This is a genomic window from Kurthia sp. FSL E2-0154 (genome assembly GCF_038003625.1).
Lineage (GTDB): Bacteria > Bacillota > Bacilli > Bacillales_A > Planococcaceae > Kurthia > Kurthia gibsonii.
The window spans coordinates 2,225,701-2,241,271 of record NZ_JBBOPO010000001.1; the positions used below are offsets into that span (position 1 = coordinate 2,225,701).

Consider the following 15,571-nt stretch of genomic DNA (forward strand, 5'->3'; position numbering starts at 1 on the left):
GGTTAGTGAATTCGATGTAGATGCGGTAAGACTGTATGTACCACTTTAAAAAAATGTTTCATTGTTGGTACCGTCATAGGACGCGTCTGGTTGATGGCAGCTTGCAAAAAACGTGTCTGTGCAGTTGTTAACAGCTTTCTTTTTTTGATCAGTTCCTTACATGTGAGAAATAATTTTTTACATCCACAAATTTTGCTGCTGTACTTAAAAGAATTAATTTTTTCACACGGTAACGTAAGCTGAGGTGGGTTGCTAACAATCCCCCCCATTGAAAAACCTACGACAATGACTTCATCCACTTGTTTTTCAAGTAGGCGATAAGCATTTTCAACATCACGAAACCAATGTTCAGAACTAACTCCTTTCAAATTGAGTGTCTCACCATGACCTGTTAATGTTACGACTGAACATGTCCATTCGGAGCGTTTTTCCATTAAATAGTCCACTAACGGTTGCACTTCTGCTGTATTCCCCGTAAATCCATGAATAAACAATATTCCTCATTTCAAATAGGCTCCCTCCATTTAAAAAAACGACTAATGTACTATACCCACATTAGTCGTTTTCTCACTGTATGTTATTGGAAGTGCTTTAGAATTGTCTCAAGTGCCATGCCACGAGAGCCTTTTAAAAGAATCATCGTTTTTTCATCAGTCTGTTGTTCAATTTTTTGAATAATTGGCTCATATGCTTGTTCAGACCAAACAACATCTACAGATGGATATTGCGTCTGAATTGCTTCATATAAAACTTTCATACGAGAGCCATATAGACAAATTGTTTGAATCTCATCAAAATCAATTGATTCGATTAAATCATGATGATATTGTTCTTCTTGTTCGCCAAGCTCTAACATATCACCAAGTACAATCCATTTATTTGGACGCATTTGAGTGGTAGACATGAACGTAAGTGCTGCACGAACTGAAGTTGGTGCTGCATTGTATGCGTCATTGATGAAGAGTAAAGGACCGCATGTTACAAGTTGCATACGCATATTTGTAAGGGATACGTGTTTTAAGGAAGTGCGAATTTGATCGTCTGTCAAACCGATTGTATGCGCTACTCCCATAACTGCTACTGTATTTTTCACTTGATGGCTACCGAGTACAGGAATCATAAACTGTCCGTTTAACAGACCATGCACTTCAAACTGACTTCCTTCTTCATTCGTTTCGATTTGATCTGCGTATAAATCATTCGTGCTTTCAAAACCAAACGAAGTAGTTTGTAGTCCTTTTTCTTGTGCGACTAACTCTTGTAACAACGGTTCATCACCATCAAAGAATAAGCGTCCATTTTCTTGTAGCCCTTGAATGATTTCAAACTTGGCTTTCGCAATACCAGCACGAGAGCCAAGTGCCTCCATATGCGCTTCACCAATATTTGTAATGATGACATGATGCGGCTTTGCAAGCTTCGTTAAAAACTCGATTTGTCCAAAACCATCCATACCCATCTCTAAAATGGCAAATTCCGTATCTTCGTCTAAAGATAAAATAGTAAGAGGCATACCTAATTGATTATTAAAGTTACCCTCTGTTTTTTGAACTTTATAATACGGCATAAGCGTCCCAGCAAGTAAGTCCTTTGTTGAAGTCTTACCATTGGAACCTGTAATACCAATAAAAGTTGCTTGATGTTCTGCACGATACGCTTTCGCCATCTGCTGTAACGCTTCTTCTGCATCATCTACTAAAATAACAGGAATATTCGTCGGCATATTTGGTTCATCTTTTTGCCAAAGTGTCGCCGCTGCACCTGCTTCAATTGCTTGTTGAATATACTGATGCCCGTTCGTTTTTTCACCTTTAAAAGGAATGAATAAATCTCCTGGTTGTAAGGTACGTGTATTAATCGACACACCTGTAATCCATTCCTGTTGACCATTCACAGCCTCTTGTTGTAACCAGTTAGCTACTTGTTGAACTGTTTTTTTCATTTTACTTCCGCCACCTTATTGAAAATGAAGTTGTTGTTTCTCTTCAAAACGCTCAATTCCAAGTGTGATTAGCGCTTCAATTAATTCTGGATATGAAAGACCTGTATTTTTCCACAGAATCGGATACATACTTACAGGTGTAAAACCTGGTAATGTATTCACTTCGTTAATCAATACTTCATCATCTGCTGTTACAAAGAAATCGGCACGTACTAAACCACTTCCGTCCAATACTTTAAAGGCACGTTTTGCCATGTCCGTCATTTTTTGCTCAATTGCTTCTGAAACAGGTGCTGGAATTAATAATTCTGTACTACTATCTTTATATTTTGAATCATAGTCATAGAAATCAGTTAAAGGCTTGATTTCACCTGGAACAGATACTTTTGGTTCATCATTTCCTAGAACGGCCATTTCTACTTCACGTGCAACCACGCCTGTTTCGATAATGACTTTACGATCATATTTGAAAGCTACATCGATTGCCTCAATTAATTCTTGTTGATTTGAAGCTTTATTAACACCGACACTTGAACCAAGATTAGCTGGTTTTACAAACATTGGATACGTTAATTTTTCTTCCATCTCTTTTACAAGTGCTTGCTGTGATTTTTGCCATTCTTTACGAATAAAATACACATAAGGAACTTGTTTAAGACCTGCAATTTCAAATAGTTGCTTCATAACAACTTTATCCATCCCAGCAGATGAAGCAAGTACACCACACCCCACATAAGGAATGTTTAATACTTCTAAAAATCCTTGTACTGTGCCATCTTCTCCGTATGTACCATGTAGTAGTGGGAATACAATATCAAAAGGTCGCTCTTGTTGTGATAGTAAGAAACTTGAGATGTCATGTGGTTGCGCATCTTTTTCTCGATTGAATTGTAATGCTTCTACTGTTTCTACAGGTGCTGTTAAATAAGCTCCTTTCACCCATTCACCTTCACGCGTAATATAAATTGGCACGATCTCGTATTGATCATAATTTAGCGCTTGTGTCACCGCTTTTGCTGTTGATAAAGACACCTCATGCTCTGCTGATTGACCACCGTATAAAAGACCCAATTTTTTCTTCATTTTGACTTCCTCCATATACTCCATTATTTTCTTTTTATTTGGAATCTGAAAATCTTTGAACTTTACAAGACGTATTCTATTTTAGAAGGTTGCACGAATGAACCTTTTAACATATACCCAAATTTCAAGCTTTCAAAATAACATTTCTATCATAGCACTCTCAACATTTATTGGGGCAGAAAAACGTAAAAAGTTATCCTTCTTCATATTTTTTTCACCAAAAAAGCATCCCGAGTCGTTCAAGACGTTGGAATGCTCTAGGCTAATTAGTGAATATTTGCTTGAATCGTTGTTGTTGCATCATGTTTTAAAATAGCATTTAAATCATCCCAAATTTCATCTGGGAATTGAATGTCTGCTACATTACGAACTTCTAAAACATAGGCCACTTTTGGTTTCTCAACACGATACAATGATAGTAATATACCATCTTTTGCATCTTCTCTAATTTGTTCATAGTCTGTCGCCGTATAATGTGGGATACGTGAGAGTGGCTTTCTTCTCCAAAATGAAAGTGAACGTTCTTTCATCTGAATCAAATGATTGAACCATCTTGTTACAATTTGTGAGACTTCTTCTAAATCGCGCACATATACTTTTGTAAACTTCTCGCTTTTTGATTCTAAATAAACAAATCGATTTTGTAGCTGATGATAAAATGGTGAACGAATCGGCTCTTTTTTATGCCCAATGTATAATAATTCTGCTTGCTCTTGTGGTGTTAAAAGATTTAACTTTTTCTCATCGGAAAAATCGATCCAACACAAGTCGCTTTTTTTATCACTCATTTGCTTGGAAAACTTTGTTAGCTCATTCTGTTCAACAAAGGCTAATCGCGTATGCATATTAAAAGAACCTTCTTCTGCATTTTGAATATTTTTTAAAAGCAGTAGATTTCCAAGCTGATCGACTGAAAAAATGAAATCTTGTAAATTCAACCCACTAAAAATAACGAATTGATTCAATTCATTCGTATGTATATATAAATGTCTCATATAATCATCTGCAGTGCGTATTTTTTTCGACAAGTCAATCACCCCTCTCCCCATTATCTATTATAAAATGAAATACGAAAATATGAAACATTTGTGATCTGTTTTCGTCACATCTTTGGTATGAAGCGTGTTACAATAATAAGCGTTATTGCAAACCAAAAGTTATTTTACATTTTTCGTTTGAATTGTTATAAGTTGTGGAATTTTAAGGTAGATACATATTCTTTTCAACTTTGGAGTTTAATATAAGTTAGGAGTTTGCTCAATGAAAATAAAAGTGGACGGGAAAATTTTGACGCTTTTAATTGTACTCTGCGTAATCAGTTGTACATTTATTTATACAGCCGTTGCAGGCTCAAACCAGTACGGCGACCCAAAAAGTTTTGTTATTAAACAGCTTGTTTTTTATGTAGTCGGTATTATTGTCATGATTGTGATTGCCCAAACCGATATTAATAAGTTAAAAACACTCGGTGTTGGTATGTATATCTTCACATTTGTTATGCTACTACTATTAATTGTAGCACCTGAAAGTATCGCAAAACCAATTAATAACGCGAAGTCTTGGTATCAAATTCCATTCGTTGGGACATTTCAGCCATCTGAATTTTTAAAGTTTGCCTTACTCATTTTGACGGCTTACATTATTGTGAAGCATACGGAACGATATCCCGTAAAATCAATCAAACATGATTTCTTATTACTCGGCAAAATCGGTTTGCTTGTATTACCACCATCATTAATTGTCTATCAGCAACCAGATACTGGGATGATTATGCTATACTTCGCAATGATTTTCCCAATGCTGTTTTTCTCAAATATCTCAAAAAAAATTTTATTTCCTGTTTTAGCAGTTCCGATTGCGATTGTATCAGTTGTCGCATATATCTATATCTTTATGAATGATTTTTTCCAAAATAATCTTTTGGCAAAATTATCTCCTCACCAACAGTCACGTATCCGTGGTTGGCTTGACCCTTTTAGTTATGGCGATTCTGCCTATCAAACACAAAAAGGGATTTTAGCAATCGGTTCTGGACAAGAATTTGGTAAAGGTCTGTCAGGTAATAATGTTTATATACCTGAAAAACATACCGATTTTATTTTTGCTAATATTGGCGAAGAAGTCGGTTTCATCGGTGCTTCATTCGTATTGATTGTTTTATTCTTATTACTTTATCGATTTGTACAAATTGCCTTATCAAATAAGTCGCAATATACATCGTTATTAACTGCAGGAATTATCAGCTTGCTGACATTCCAAATTTTCCAAAATGTCGGGATGACGATGGGGGTTCTTCCTGTAACAGGTATTACACTACCTTTCCTGAGTTATGGTGGTAGTTCGCTCGTATCCAATATGTTACTTGTAGGAATTATGGCTGCCATTCAAAATGATAATGGCGATTACATGTTTACGACAAAAGAAGATTAATTTAAAACATGCAGTGTTCACGTATTATACGTGTTCAACTGCATGTTTTTTTACAATAAAAAACCAGCTATCCTTTTTGAAAAAGGATACCTGATTGATTGTTTCATATGTACAAACTAATTTGAAGTGCCTTGCACCACATCAAATTAGTTATGTGTTTGTGGTTTATTTTTTGGCGGCGCGAGTGCTTTAAGTAATTCTAGACGAGATTTCGTTGCAGTTGCCTTCACACCAATTTTGGATAAGTTAGAAATAATTTTCGTTACATCTACTTCTCTCTTCATACTCTTACACCTCTCCTTGCTGTCATTAAATTAAAACGATTTTTAAGAAAATAAGTTTCATACTTGACGGTTTTTTATTTGCTTTTTTCTTACATCTATCATATCATCTTTTGTTATTAAATTGTTTATCAATATTGTTACATCTTAATCTTTTACAAGAAATTTACAATTTTATTTCACAAAAGATTTTAGTACAAATTATACTTACCACTATTTTATCAATTTTAAACTTTTAATTTCCATTCCTTGCATACCCCCATGACGTATGCTATTGTATGTATATCGTAACTTACCAGAATAGTCTTTCTATTTTACATACCCCCGATAGGTATGTTACAGTATAACCATACAAATGAACGTAAAGGAGCGATGCTTTATGACAACTGTTCCTGAGTGTCACACAAATAATGAAGAGCGTAAAAGCCACCACCCAGAACATGTTAAGAAAAATCTGGTGACGCGATTGAATCGTATTGAAGGTCAAATTCGTGGAATTAAGGGTATGGTAGAAAAAGATGTATATTGTGACGATATCATCACACAACTCTCAGCAACACAATCTGCACTAAACTCTGTTGCAAAAGTATTATTTGAAGGACATTTAAAAGGTTGTGTTAAAGATCGCCTACAAAATGGTGACGAAGAAATACTAGACGAATTAGTCGTTACGATGCAAAAATTAATGAAAAAATAAGGAGTGCTCGAATATGACAGAAGAAATGCAATTACATGTTGAAGGAATGTCTTGTGGACATTGCGTAAAAGCAGTTGAAAGTAGTGTAGGTGCCATTGATGGTGTCGAAACTGTACGCGTTACATTGGATCAAGGATTAGTTGAAGTAACGTATGATCCTAGACAAGCCTCTGTAGAAGATATGAAGGCTGCAATTGAAGAAGAAGGTTACACTGTAAAATAATTTTATATTGGGTTGTCTTATATTAAGACAGCCCATTCCTTACAGAAAAATATACCCCATATAGGTATAAAAGGAGCTGGACATAATGAGTAAATCAAGTGAAATTAATCTCGATATTCAAGGAATGACCTGTGCAGCTTGTGCCAATCGAATTGAAAGAGGATTAAATAAAATGGATGGTGTCGAAGCTAATATTAACTTGGCACTCGAAACAGGTAAAGTGGTCGTTCATAATGATACAAGTGCAGAGGATGTCATACAGAAGATTCAATCACTTGGCTACGATGCTGTTGTTCATCAAGATGAACAACAAGATACAGATTATAAGCAAAAAGAAATCAAACGTAAAACAACACAATTGATTGTCTCGATTATCTTCTCACTACCACTATTGTGGACGATGGTTGCACATTTTTCCTTTACTTCCCATTTATATGTACCTGAACTATTTATGAATCCTTATGTACAATGGGGACTTGCTACAGTTGTTCAATTCGGTATTGGTTGGCAATTCTATAAAGGTGCTTACTTTGCACTCCGTAATAAAAGCGCCAATATGGACGTATTAATCGTCCTCGGTACATCTGCTGCTTATTTTTACAGCGTCTATGTTGTTTTACGAAATAAAGCAGCCATTGAACAGGGACAAATGCTCGATTTATATTTTGAAACGAGCGCTGTATTAATTACACTAATCTTACTTGGAAAAGTATTTGAAGCGCGTGCAAAAGGTCATTCTTCTGATGCAATCAAAAAATTACTCAACTTACAACCTAAAACAGCTTTCATTGAAAAAGATGGTGAACTACTCGAAGTACCTGCAACAGAAGTCCAAGTAGGCGATATCTTAGTCATTCGCCCCGGCGCCTCTATCCCTGTAGACGGTGAAGTAGTATCTGGTTCTTCTGCTGTAGATGAATCTATGTTAACAGGTGAAAGTTTACCTGTAGATAAAACCAGTGGTTCCAATGTATTTGCTGCTACTGTTAACAGTAATGGTACACTTCGTATTAAAGCAACGAATACAGGTAATAAAACGGTGTTATCAAATATCATTAAAATAGTTGAAGAAGCGCAGGGTTCAAAAGCGCCTATTCAACGTCTTGCCGATCAAATCTCCGGTATTTTTGTTCCAATCGTTATTGGGATTGCAATTTTAACATTTATTATTACGTTCTGGGTTGTCGATACAAGTTTTATTACAGCTCTTGAACATACTATTGCTGTACTCGTTATTGCTTGTCCATGTGCACTTGGTCTCGCAACACCAACATCAATTATGGCTGGTTCAGGGCGTGCTGCTGAAATGGGTATTCTTTTCAAAACTGCTGAAGCACTAGAACAAACACGCACAATTGATACAATCGTTTTCGATAAGACCGGAACAATTACAAAAGGACAGCCTGTTGTTACAAACTTCTATGTGAATCGCTCACATGATGAGGAAGAAGTAATGCAGCTGATTGCTTCTGCTGAAAAAGCATCTGAACATCCTTTAGCACAAGCGATTGTGCACTATGTCGAAGAAACAATGAAAGTTCAAGCTGCAACGGATTTCCAAGCCATTTCAGGTCATGGTATTGAAGCAACAATTGAAGGCAAACAAGTAATTGTCGGAAACCAACGTCTACTTGAAAATCGTATGATTACAATTCACGATATTGAAAATTTCGATGAACAAGGAAAAACGATTATGTACGGTGCAATTAACGGACAACATGTAGCAACGATTGCTGTAGCAGATGAAGTAAAAGAAACTTCAAAACAAGCAATGGCTGAATTGCATGCACTAAGTATTAAAACGGTCATGCTAACAGGTGACAGAGAAGCTGTTGCACAAGCAATTGCTAAAGAAGTTGGCATTGATGAAGTCGTATCAGATGTATTACCAGCTGGTAAAGCAAATGAAATCAAACGACTTCAAAAAGACGGAAAAGTTGCAATGGTTGGCGATGGTATTAACGATGCGCCTGCTCTTGCAACGGCAGATATCGGGATTGCGATGGGAACAGGAACAGACGTAGCAATTGAAGCCGCTGACATTACAATTATGCAAGGTGACTTAATGCGTGTTGTACAAGCTGTTAAAATGAGTCGTGCCACTGTTCGAAACATTAAACAGAACCTCTTCTGGGCACTCGCTTATAACTCAATTGGAATTCCAATTGCCGCAATCGGCTTACTAGCTCCATGGGTTGCAGGTGCTGCCATGGCATTTAGTTCTGTATCTGTTGTACTCAATGCCCTTCGCTTACAACGTACAAAAGTATAAACACTCTTAAGGAGAAGCTGACACATCGTCGCTTCTCTTTTTTATGCTCTTTACTGTTTTAAGTTACTTGATTACGTGTATAGGTAAAGAATGGATTATTTTTATCTATTCCTCTTTAATCTACTAGGCATATTTGATTTTTTTAGTATAGTATAGAGTGTACAAAATGAAAGAAAGGAGATCATAGTATGAATAAATCATTAATGCTTCTCTTATCCGTTCAATTCCTCGTATATGTTGGATTTGGGCTTGTTATTCCTGTTCTACCACTTGTAGTAACTGAACAAGGATTTAGCGATATTCATGTGGGTGGCCTATTAACTGTCTATTCTCTCGCTAGCTTCTTCACAGCACCTATTTGGGGAAGTCTCTCTGATAAAATGGGACGAAAAAGACTTATTCTGATTGGGTTATTCGGCTTCAGTATGAGCTTCTTAATTTTTGCAATCTTCTCTGATTCATTAATCATGATGTATGTATCTCGTATTATCGGGGGGTTATTCTCTGGCGCACTTTATACATCGGTGACTGGATTTATCGGTGACTCATCTTCAGATGAAAATCGTAATATGTATATGGGCTTCATGGGGATGTCGATTGGTTTAGGCTTCATTTTCGGTCCAGCAATCGGTGGATTACTTGGTGCAATTAGTATTAATATGCCATTCTATGTATCATCTATTCTATTACTTATTTTATTAGTTTATGCATCGCTCGTATTAAAAGACCCACCACGTAAAGGTGAAGCCGAAAAACGTGCAATCATTCCAAAAGGAGCTTCGACTCTTTTAAAATATCGTGTACGTTATCTATTCTTCTTCTCATTCATGGTGACATTCTTATTAGCAGGTGTTGAATCAACACTTCAACTATTCCAAATTGATAAGATTCATATTACATCGGCTCAACTTGGCTCACTATTCTTATTTAGCGGATTAGTCGACTTTGTGATCCAAGGCGGTGTTGTTCGTAAAATCAAAGACGGTTCCGAATGGATTTTCATCATTATTGCACAAATCGTCACAGCATTCGGACTCGCTATGTTCCCATTCACAAGTAGTTTAGCATTTGCTGGTTTTGCACTATGTGTATTTACAGCAGGTAATGCACTAGCTCGTACATTAACTACTTCGCTTGCGTCAAAAGAATCTGGTGGTAAGTATGGTACAGCTGCTGGTTTAAGCTACTCGATGGATAATTTGGGTCGAATTATCGGTCCAATGTTCTTCACATGGGTATTTACAATGCAAATTAACTTACCTTATATCATTGCAGCTTCACTCGGTCTATTATCAATCTTTGTCATCTTAACATTCAAAGCAAGTAAAAAGACCTTACGTGAACCACAAGTGAAGGTTGAAAAAACTTAACTAAAAAAACAGGCTCGGTATATTGTATCTCACAATACATGCCGAGCCTATTTATTTATCACAATAAAAAAGCACACCTATTTGTATGATAGATGTGCTCTCTTTATTAAACTTCTGTTAAGTTTTGAGGTTCTTTTGAGTTGAATGTATCTTTGTCTAATTCACCTGTTACACGAGCTGCTGTTACACCAGCAACCATTGAACCACTTACGTTTAACGCAGTACGTCCCATATCGATTAATGGCTCTACTGTAATTAATACACCTGCTAAAGCAACTGGTAAGTTCATTGCTGAAAGTACGATAATGGCTGCAAATGTTGCACCACCACCAACACCTGCTACACCAAATGAACTGATAGCTACAACTAAAATTAATGTAAAGATGAAACTTGGTTCAAGTGGATTAATACCGACAGTTGGTGCAATCATAACTGCAAGCATCGCTGGATAAACACCCGCACAACCATTTTGACCAATTGATACACCAAATGATGCCGCAAAGTTCGCAATTGCATCTGGCACACCTAAACGTTTCGTTTGAGTTTGGATATTTAAAGGTAAAGTACCTGCACTCGAACGTGATGTGAATGCAAAGATTAATGTTGTTGAAACCTTCTTCACATACGTAATCGGGCTAACACCTGTTAAGCTAATGATGATTAAATGAATAACAAACATTGCAATTAATGCTGCATAGGAAGCGATAACGAATTTCCCCATGTTGTAAATCGCACCGAAATCAGAAGTAGCAACTGTTGAAGTCATAATCGCTAAAATACCGAATGGAGTTAAACGTAAAACGATTTTTACAACATTCATTACTAATGCATAAATCGCTTCAATTCCTGTTTTAATTAAATCAGCTGTTTTTTCATCCTTACGACGTACACCTAGATAAGCAAAGCCTAAAAACGCTGCAAAAATAACGACTGCAATTGTTGAAGTTGGACGAGCGCCTGTTAAGTCTAAGAATGGATTTGTAGGTAGCAGATCAAGAATTTGTTGTGGTAAAGTACGGTCGCCCATTTCCTCTGTTTTTTGAACAATTTGTTCACCACGTTGTTGTTCTGCACTACCATTCATTAATGAACTTGCATCTAAATTAAAACTTGCTGCTGACGCAATACCTACTGCTGCTGCAATCCCTGTTGTTGCAACAAGTGTAATTAAAATAATGGATGCCATCTTACCAAAATTCTTACCGACAATTACTTTTGTGAATGCCGCAACAATTGAGATAAATACTAATGGCATTGCAACCATTTGTAGTAATTTCACATATCCTGAACCGATAATGTTAAACCAATCGGTTGATTGAATCAAAATATCTGATGTAGCACCATATGTGAAATGTAATGCTAAACCATATAAAACCCCTAGTCCCAAACCTGTAAATACACGTTTAGAAAAAGATACCTTCTTTTTATTCATAACGACTAATAAACTAATAAGACCAATTAAAATAACAACATTTAATATTGTTAAAAAGATACTCATGGATGTTCCTCCTCTTTGACAAAAGATATTCTTTCATTGCTTTTCACATAATAATATAACAATACCTATCGGTCAAGTATGTTTTGTTCATATATATAATATTACTTCTTTCCAATGAAGGAATAAGATATACTTATAAAGAAAAATTAGGAGGGAGAAATCATGTTAATTAGCGATACAACTCATCTCATTTCATATATCGTTTCGGTGACATTATTTTTCAATATCATACTTGCTCTTGCTATTATCTTTTTGGAAAGACGCGAATCATCTTCGATTTGGGCATGGCTTCTCGTACTTTTCTTTATTCCCATTGTCGGGTTTATTTTATATTTACTACTTGGACGTAAACTGACAAGACGACGCATGTTTAGATGGAGTGGACGTAAAAAGATTGGTATCGAAACATTAGTTGACTATCAAATTGAATCGATTAAAGAAGGTAGTTTTGAATATAAATTATCTGAAACAGCTGCAAAATATAAAGAACTTATCCACATGAACTTATTATCAAATCACGCTGTTTTAACACAAGATAATCACATTCATATCTTCGATGATGGACAAGATAAATTCGATCATCTTTTAGAAGATATTGCTGAAGCTAAACATCATATCCATATTCAATACTACATTTTTAGATTAGATCGACTAGGCACACGCATTTTAGATGCTCTTATTGAAAAAGCGAAGCAAGGTGTACAAGTGAGGGTCCTTTATGATGAAATGGGATCACGCGGTGTGCATAAAAAAGATTTTAAAGCCTTAATTGAACAAGGAGGAGAAGTAGAAGTATTCTTCCCATCTATTCTTCCTTTAATCAACCCACGTATGAACTATCGTAACCACAGAAAAATTGTTGTAATTGATGGAAAAGTTGGTTATATCGGTGGCTTTAACGTAGGTGATGAATATCTAGGTTTAAAAGAGAAATTTGGTTACTGGCGTGATACGCATCTACGTATTAACGGCAGCTCTGTTCAACCATTACAAACACGTTTTTTACTTGATTGGAATCAAGCATCTGATCGTAAAAATTTAGAGTATGAAGATAGTTTCTTCCCAACATTTTATCGTCAAGGGAATACAGCTATTCAAATCGTATCATCTGGACCTGACTCAGATTGGGAAGCAATTAAAAATGGTTATATTAAATTAATTAATATGGCTAAAAAGTATGTATATATTCAAACACCCTATTTCATTCCCGATGATGCTTTTATTAACGCTGTACGCATTGCTTGTCTATCTGGAATTGATGTACGCATTATGATTCCAAATAAACCAGATCACATTTTTGTTTACTGGGCAACTTACTACTATGTTGGTTTATTAATTGAAGCTGGCGCAAAAATATATGTTTATGAAAATGGCTTTTTACACACAAAAATGGTTGTAATTGATGACGAAGCAGCTTCTGTCGGAACGGCAAATATTGATTCACGAAGCTTTAAATTAAACTTTGAAGCAAATGCGTTTATCTATGATACCGATGTAGCACATCAACTTGCTGAACTATTTGAACGCGATATTTTATATTCTTCTGAGCTAACACCTGAAAAATATAAAAATCGTTCAACCATCATTAAACTGAAAGAATCTATTTCTCGATTGCTATCACCTATTTTATAACGAAAAAGAACTCTTGCATGACTTATTTATAATCATACAAGAGTTCTTTTTTATTATCCTTTTGCACCGAGATATTCTTCTAATGTCGAGTTATTCTCATAAATTTCTGTCGCTATTTTTTCACCTACATAGCGGAAATGCCACGATTCATGTTTATACCCTGTGACTTTTTCTTTTCCTTTTGGATAACGCATAATAAAACCATACTTATGTGCATTTTCAGCTAACCATTTACCTGCTTCTGTTTCGCCAAAACGGTCATCCGCATAGTCTCCTGGCTTTCCTACCTCACCGATATCAAATGCTAAGCCTGTTTGATGTTCCGAAAACCCAGGGCGCGCACTATACGTATCTGCAGCCTCTTTTCCATCTCTTTTCACATAGCCATCATATAAAACTTTTTGACGATCGTATGAGCGATATGTGCTAAATGCATCAAATGTATATCCTGCTTTTTTAGCCGCCTTATTTAATTGTTCAAATGCTTTTCGAGCTTCTTTACTTTCACCCGGTGCAAAATTTTGAGGCATTGGATATACTTTGTTCGCAATTAAAATACCTTTTACATAGTGTTCTTTTTTAGGTGTTTTTTGATTAATAATGTAACCACCTGCATCTCTTTTCTCTTGTTCTTTTTCAGTGTTAGTCGTTTGCTGTGATGTTTGTTCTTTTTTGGGTTCGTTCGATTGCTCTTTTTGCTCACTACAAGCTGCTAATAGAATGCTACTACTTAGTAAAAGTGTTGCAGTCCATGTAAATGTTTTTAATCGCATCACTTTTCCTCCTTTATTCTCTGTTCCTTTTATCTTCACTAAAAATGCAGCATCTCATCAAGAGATCCTGCACTTTTCATTACTTGATTGATTCAATTGTAAGACGTTACTTACATAAAAAGGTTCACAAATAGAATACCTGCTGAAGCAATACCGAAGAAAATCGATAAATTGCGCATCCAGCGTGATTCTTTTTCAAAACCTTTTGAAGCCATATCTTTTGCACGCACTGCATTTGTTAATGTAAACATAAGTGTAATACAAAATACTGCCCAATTAAAGTTTTGTTTAATTAGTAAGAATACCGCTAATACACTCGTAATTAAAACGGCGATTCCCATAATTCTTTTTGTCACGTCCATTTCCTCCTCTAATAAAAAAGGCTGTCCTCTTTTACATGCAACTGAGAATCACAGATGGATTTTCAATTGTATTATGTAAATAGAGAGACTGCCTTTGTCTAAGCTCAACACTTATTTTTTCTTTTTCTTCTGTTGTTTCGCAGCACGCTCTGCTGGTGTTAATTTACGTTTTTCAGCGGGAGCTTCTGGTTCAGATTCAACTGTACCACCGAATAGCTTTTTCTTCGGAGTAGGTTCTTGGCCTTCTGGTACTGTTGGTGGATATAACTTACGTCCAATGATTGTTTGAAGTACAAGTAATGCACCACTAACAGACCAATATAGAGGTAAAGCAGCCATACTTGTGAACGAAATGAACATGATCATAATCGGTGAGATGTACATCATAAGCTTCATTTGTTTCTTTTGTTGCTCTGGAATTGTCCATAGAGATACTTGTGCTTGGAAGAAGTATACAGCACCCGCGATTAATGTCATCGCAATATCCGGATCGCCCAGTTTGAACCATAAGAAGTGATGCGATTGTACATCTGCAGAATAACGAATTGCATAGTACAGACCCATGATAATCGGCATTTGAATAATCATTGGTAAACAACCCATGTTTAATGGATTTACACCATGCTTCTTATATAGTCCCATCATTTCTTGTTGTAGAGCCATTTGCTCTTCTTTAGACTTCGCTTGCTTTAATTTCTTTTGAATATCGTCCATTTCAGGCTTTAACTTGTCCATTTTTTCTTTCATACCTTGTTGATTCTTATAGTTACGAATCATGAATGGCATTAAAACAAGACGTACTAAAACTGTGATAATAATGATGGCACCACCATAACCACCATCTAGAACTGTATTACCAAAGAAATCAATTAAAAACTCCATCGGCTTTACGAATGTGCTATAGAAGAAGCCTTCTTGGTTCTCTACTGCTTCACATCCCGCTAAAATAAACGGCGCTAAACCGAGGATTGAAATTAATCCTAGTTTCTTTTTCACTATTTTCACCTA

Annotated in this window: 15 protein-coding genes; 6 read left to right on the forward strand and 9 right to left on the reverse strand. The window is 35.9% G+C overall.

The features are described 5' to 3' along the window. Positions 1-2 precede the first annotated feature (2 nt). The 4 genes from MHB75_RS11000 to MHB75_RS11015 all read right to left on the reverse strand — a co-directional run bounded on the left by MHB75_RS11000 (position 3) and on the right by MHB75_RS11015 (position 4,020). Positions 3-494 (reverse strand): alpha/beta hydrolase, encoded by a 492-nt coding sequence (locus MHB75_RS11000; protein ID WP_340997686.1) that lies wholly within the window; start codon positions 492-494, stop codon positions 3-5. A gap of 83 nt (positions 495-577) precedes the next feature. After that, positions 578-1,942 carry a UDP-N-acetylmuramoyl-tripeptide--D-alanyl-D-alanine ligase gene (locus MHB75_RS11005; RefSeq protein ID WP_340997687.1) on the reverse strand — a complete coding sequence of 455 codons (1,365 nt, stop codon included), beginning with the start codon at positions 1,940-1,942 and terminating at the stop codon, positions 578-580. 15 nt (positions 1,943-1,957) lie between these two features. Beyond that, positions 1,958-3,025, reverse strand: a complete 1,068-nt coding sequence (locus tag MHB75_RS11010; protein ID WP_340997688.1) for a D-alanine--D-alanine ligase — start codon at positions 3,023-3,025, stop codon at positions 1,958-1,960. Between the two features lie 266 nt (positions 3,026-3,291). Further along, a complete protein-coding gene (locus tag MHB75_RS11015; protein ID WP_340997690.1) occupies positions 3,292-4,020 on the reverse strand; it encodes a hypothetical protein in 729 nt (242 codons plus the stop codon). Positions 4,021-4,285: 265 nt separating this feature from the next. On the opposite strand from MHB75_RS11015, the gene MHB75_RS11020 reads away from it, so the two are divergent. After that, on the forward strand, positions 4,286-5,455 hold the full coding sequence (locus MHB75_RS11020) for an FtsW/RodA/SpoVE family cell cycle protein (RefSeq protein ID WP_141274046.1): 1,170 nt from the start codon (positions 4,286-4,288) through the stop codon (positions 5,453-5,455). A gap of 146 nt (positions 5,456-5,601) precedes the next feature. On the opposite strand, the gene MHB75_RS11025 is transcribed toward MHB75_RS11020, so the two are convergent. Then, positions 5,602-5,739 (reverse strand): Lmo0850 family protein, encoded by a 138-nt coding sequence (locus tag MHB75_RS11025; protein ID WP_165442666.1) that lies wholly within the window; start codon positions 5,737-5,739, stop codon positions 5,602-5,604. Between the two features lie 376 nt (positions 5,740-6,115). On the opposite strand from MHB75_RS11025, the gene MHB75_RS11030 reads away from it, so the two are divergent. The 4 genes from MHB75_RS11030 (at position 6,116) to MHB75_RS11045 (ending at position 10,298) form a co-directional block, all read left to right on the forward strand. Next, positions 6,116-6,433 carry a metal-sensitive transcriptional regulator gene (locus MHB75_RS11030; protein ID WP_068450576.1) on the forward strand — a complete coding sequence of 106 codons (318 nt, stop codon included), beginning with the start codon at positions 6,116-6,118 and terminating at the stop codon, positions 6,431-6,433. 13 nt (positions 6,434-6,446) lie between these two features. After that, positions 6,447-6,656 (forward strand): copper chaperone CopZ, encoded by a 210-nt coding sequence (gene copZ, locus MHB75_RS11035; protein ID WP_340997696.1) that lies wholly within the window; start codon positions 6,447-6,449, stop codon positions 6,654-6,656. Positions 6,657-6,741: 85 nt separating this feature from the next. After that, entirely contained in the window at positions 6,742-8,928 is a 2,187-nt protein-coding gene (locus tag MHB75_RS11040) for a heavy metal translocating P-type ATPase (RefSeq protein ID WP_340997698.1), read from the forward strand. Positions 8,929-9,116: 188 nt separating this feature from the next. Continuing rightward, a complete protein-coding gene (locus tag MHB75_RS11045) occupies positions 9,117-10,298 on the forward strand; it encodes an MFS transporter (RefSeq protein ID WP_340997700.1) in 1,182 nt (393 codons plus the stop codon). Positions 10,299-10,404: 106 nt separating this feature from the next. Here the strand turns inward: MHB75_RS11045 and MHB75_RS11050 are convergent, their stop codons facing one another. Further along, positions 10,405-11,796 (reverse strand): L-cystine transporter, encoded by a 1,392-nt coding sequence (locus tag MHB75_RS11050; RefSeq protein WP_340997702.1) that lies wholly within the window; start codon positions 11,794-11,796, stop codon positions 10,405-10,407. A 162-nt stretch (positions 11,797-11,958) separates the two neighbouring features. Here MHB75_RS11050 and cls point away from each other — a divergent pair, with 162 nt between their 5' ends. Next, positions 11,959-13,428: a cardiolipin synthase gene (gene cls, locus MHB75_RS11055; protein ID WP_340997705.1), complete on the forward strand. Its 1,470-nt coding sequence runs from the start codon at positions 11,959-11,961 to the stop codon at positions 13,426-13,428. A 53-nt stretch (positions 13,429-13,481) separates the two neighbouring features. Here cls and MHB75_RS11060 read toward each other — a convergent pair whose 3' ends face one another. From MHB75_RS11060 to yidC, 3 genes are all read right to left on the reverse strand, one after another. Further along, complete coding sequence (locus MHB75_RS11060) at positions 13,482-14,201, reverse strand: M15 family metallopeptidase (RefSeq protein ID WP_141274042.1); 720 nt, start codon at positions 14,199-14,201, stop codon at positions 13,482-13,484. Positions 14,202-14,311: 110 nt separating this feature from the next. Continuing rightward, positions 14,312-14,563 (reverse strand): hypothetical protein, encoded by a 252-nt coding sequence (locus MHB75_RS11065; protein ID WP_141274041.1) that lies wholly within the window; start codon positions 14,561-14,563, stop codon positions 14,312-14,314. A gap of 111 nt (positions 14,564-14,674) precedes the next feature. Next, positions 14,675-15,559 carry a membrane protein insertase YidC gene (gene yidC, locus MHB75_RS11070; protein WP_141274040.1) on the reverse strand — a complete coding sequence of 295 codons (885 nt, stop codon included), beginning with the start codon at positions 15,557-15,559 and terminating at the stop codon, positions 14,675-14,677. Between the last annotated feature and the right edge of the window lie 12 nt (positions 15,560-15,571).

Excerpts from the sequence above, each read along its gene's own strand:
- MHB75_RS11020 (WP_141274046.1), top strand. The coding sequence starts at position 4,286 with ATGAAAATAAAAGTGGACGGGAAAATTTTGACGCTTTTAATTGTACTC.
- MHB75_RS11025 (WP_165442666.1), bottom strand. The coding sequence starts at position 5,739 with ATGAAGAGAGAAGTAGATGTAACGAAAATTATTTCTAACTTATCCAAA.
- MHB75_RS11040 (WP_340997698.1), top strand. The coding sequence starts at position 6,742 with ATGAGTAAATCAAGTGAAATTAATCTCGATATTCAAGGAATGACCTGT.
- MHB75_RS11010 (WP_340997688.1), bottom strand. The coding sequence starts at position 3,025 with ATGAAGAAAAAATTGGGTCTTTTATACGGTGGTCAATCAGCAGAGCAT.
- MHB75_RS11015 (WP_340997690.1), bottom strand. The coding sequence starts at position 4,020 with ATGAGACATTTATATATACATACGAATGAATTGAATCAATTCGTTATT.
- copZ (WP_340997696.1), top strand. The coding sequence starts at position 6,447 with ATGACAGAAGAAATGCAATTACATGTTGAAGGAATGTCTTGTGGACAT.
- MHB75_RS11005 (WP_340997687.1), bottom strand. The coding sequence starts at position 1,942 with ATGAAAAAAACAGTTCAACAAGTAGCTAACTGGTTACAACAAGAGGCT.
- MHB75_RS11060 (WP_141274042.1), bottom strand. The coding sequence starts at position 14,201 with ATGCGATTAAAAACATTTACATGGACTGCAACACTTTTACTAAGTAGT.
- MHB75_RS11045 (WP_340997700.1), top strand. The coding sequence starts at position 9,117 with ATGAATAAATCATTAATGCTTCTCTTATCCGTTCAATTCCTCGTATAT.
- MHB75_RS11050 (WP_340997702.1), bottom strand. The coding sequence starts at position 11,796 with ATGAGTATCTTTTTAACAATATTAAATGTTGTTATTTTAATTGGTCTT.
- MHB75_RS11065 (WP_141274041.1), bottom strand. The coding sequence starts at position 14,563 with ATGGACGTGACAAAAAGAATTATGGGAATCGCCGTTTTAATTACGAGT.
- MHB75_RS11030 (WP_068450576.1), top strand. The coding sequence starts at position 6,116 with ATGACAACTGTTCCTGAGTGTCACACAAATAATGAAGAGCGTAAAAGC.
- cls (WP_340997705.1), top strand. The coding sequence starts at position 11,959 with ATGTTAATTAGCGATACAACTCATCTCATTTCATATATCGTTTCGGTG.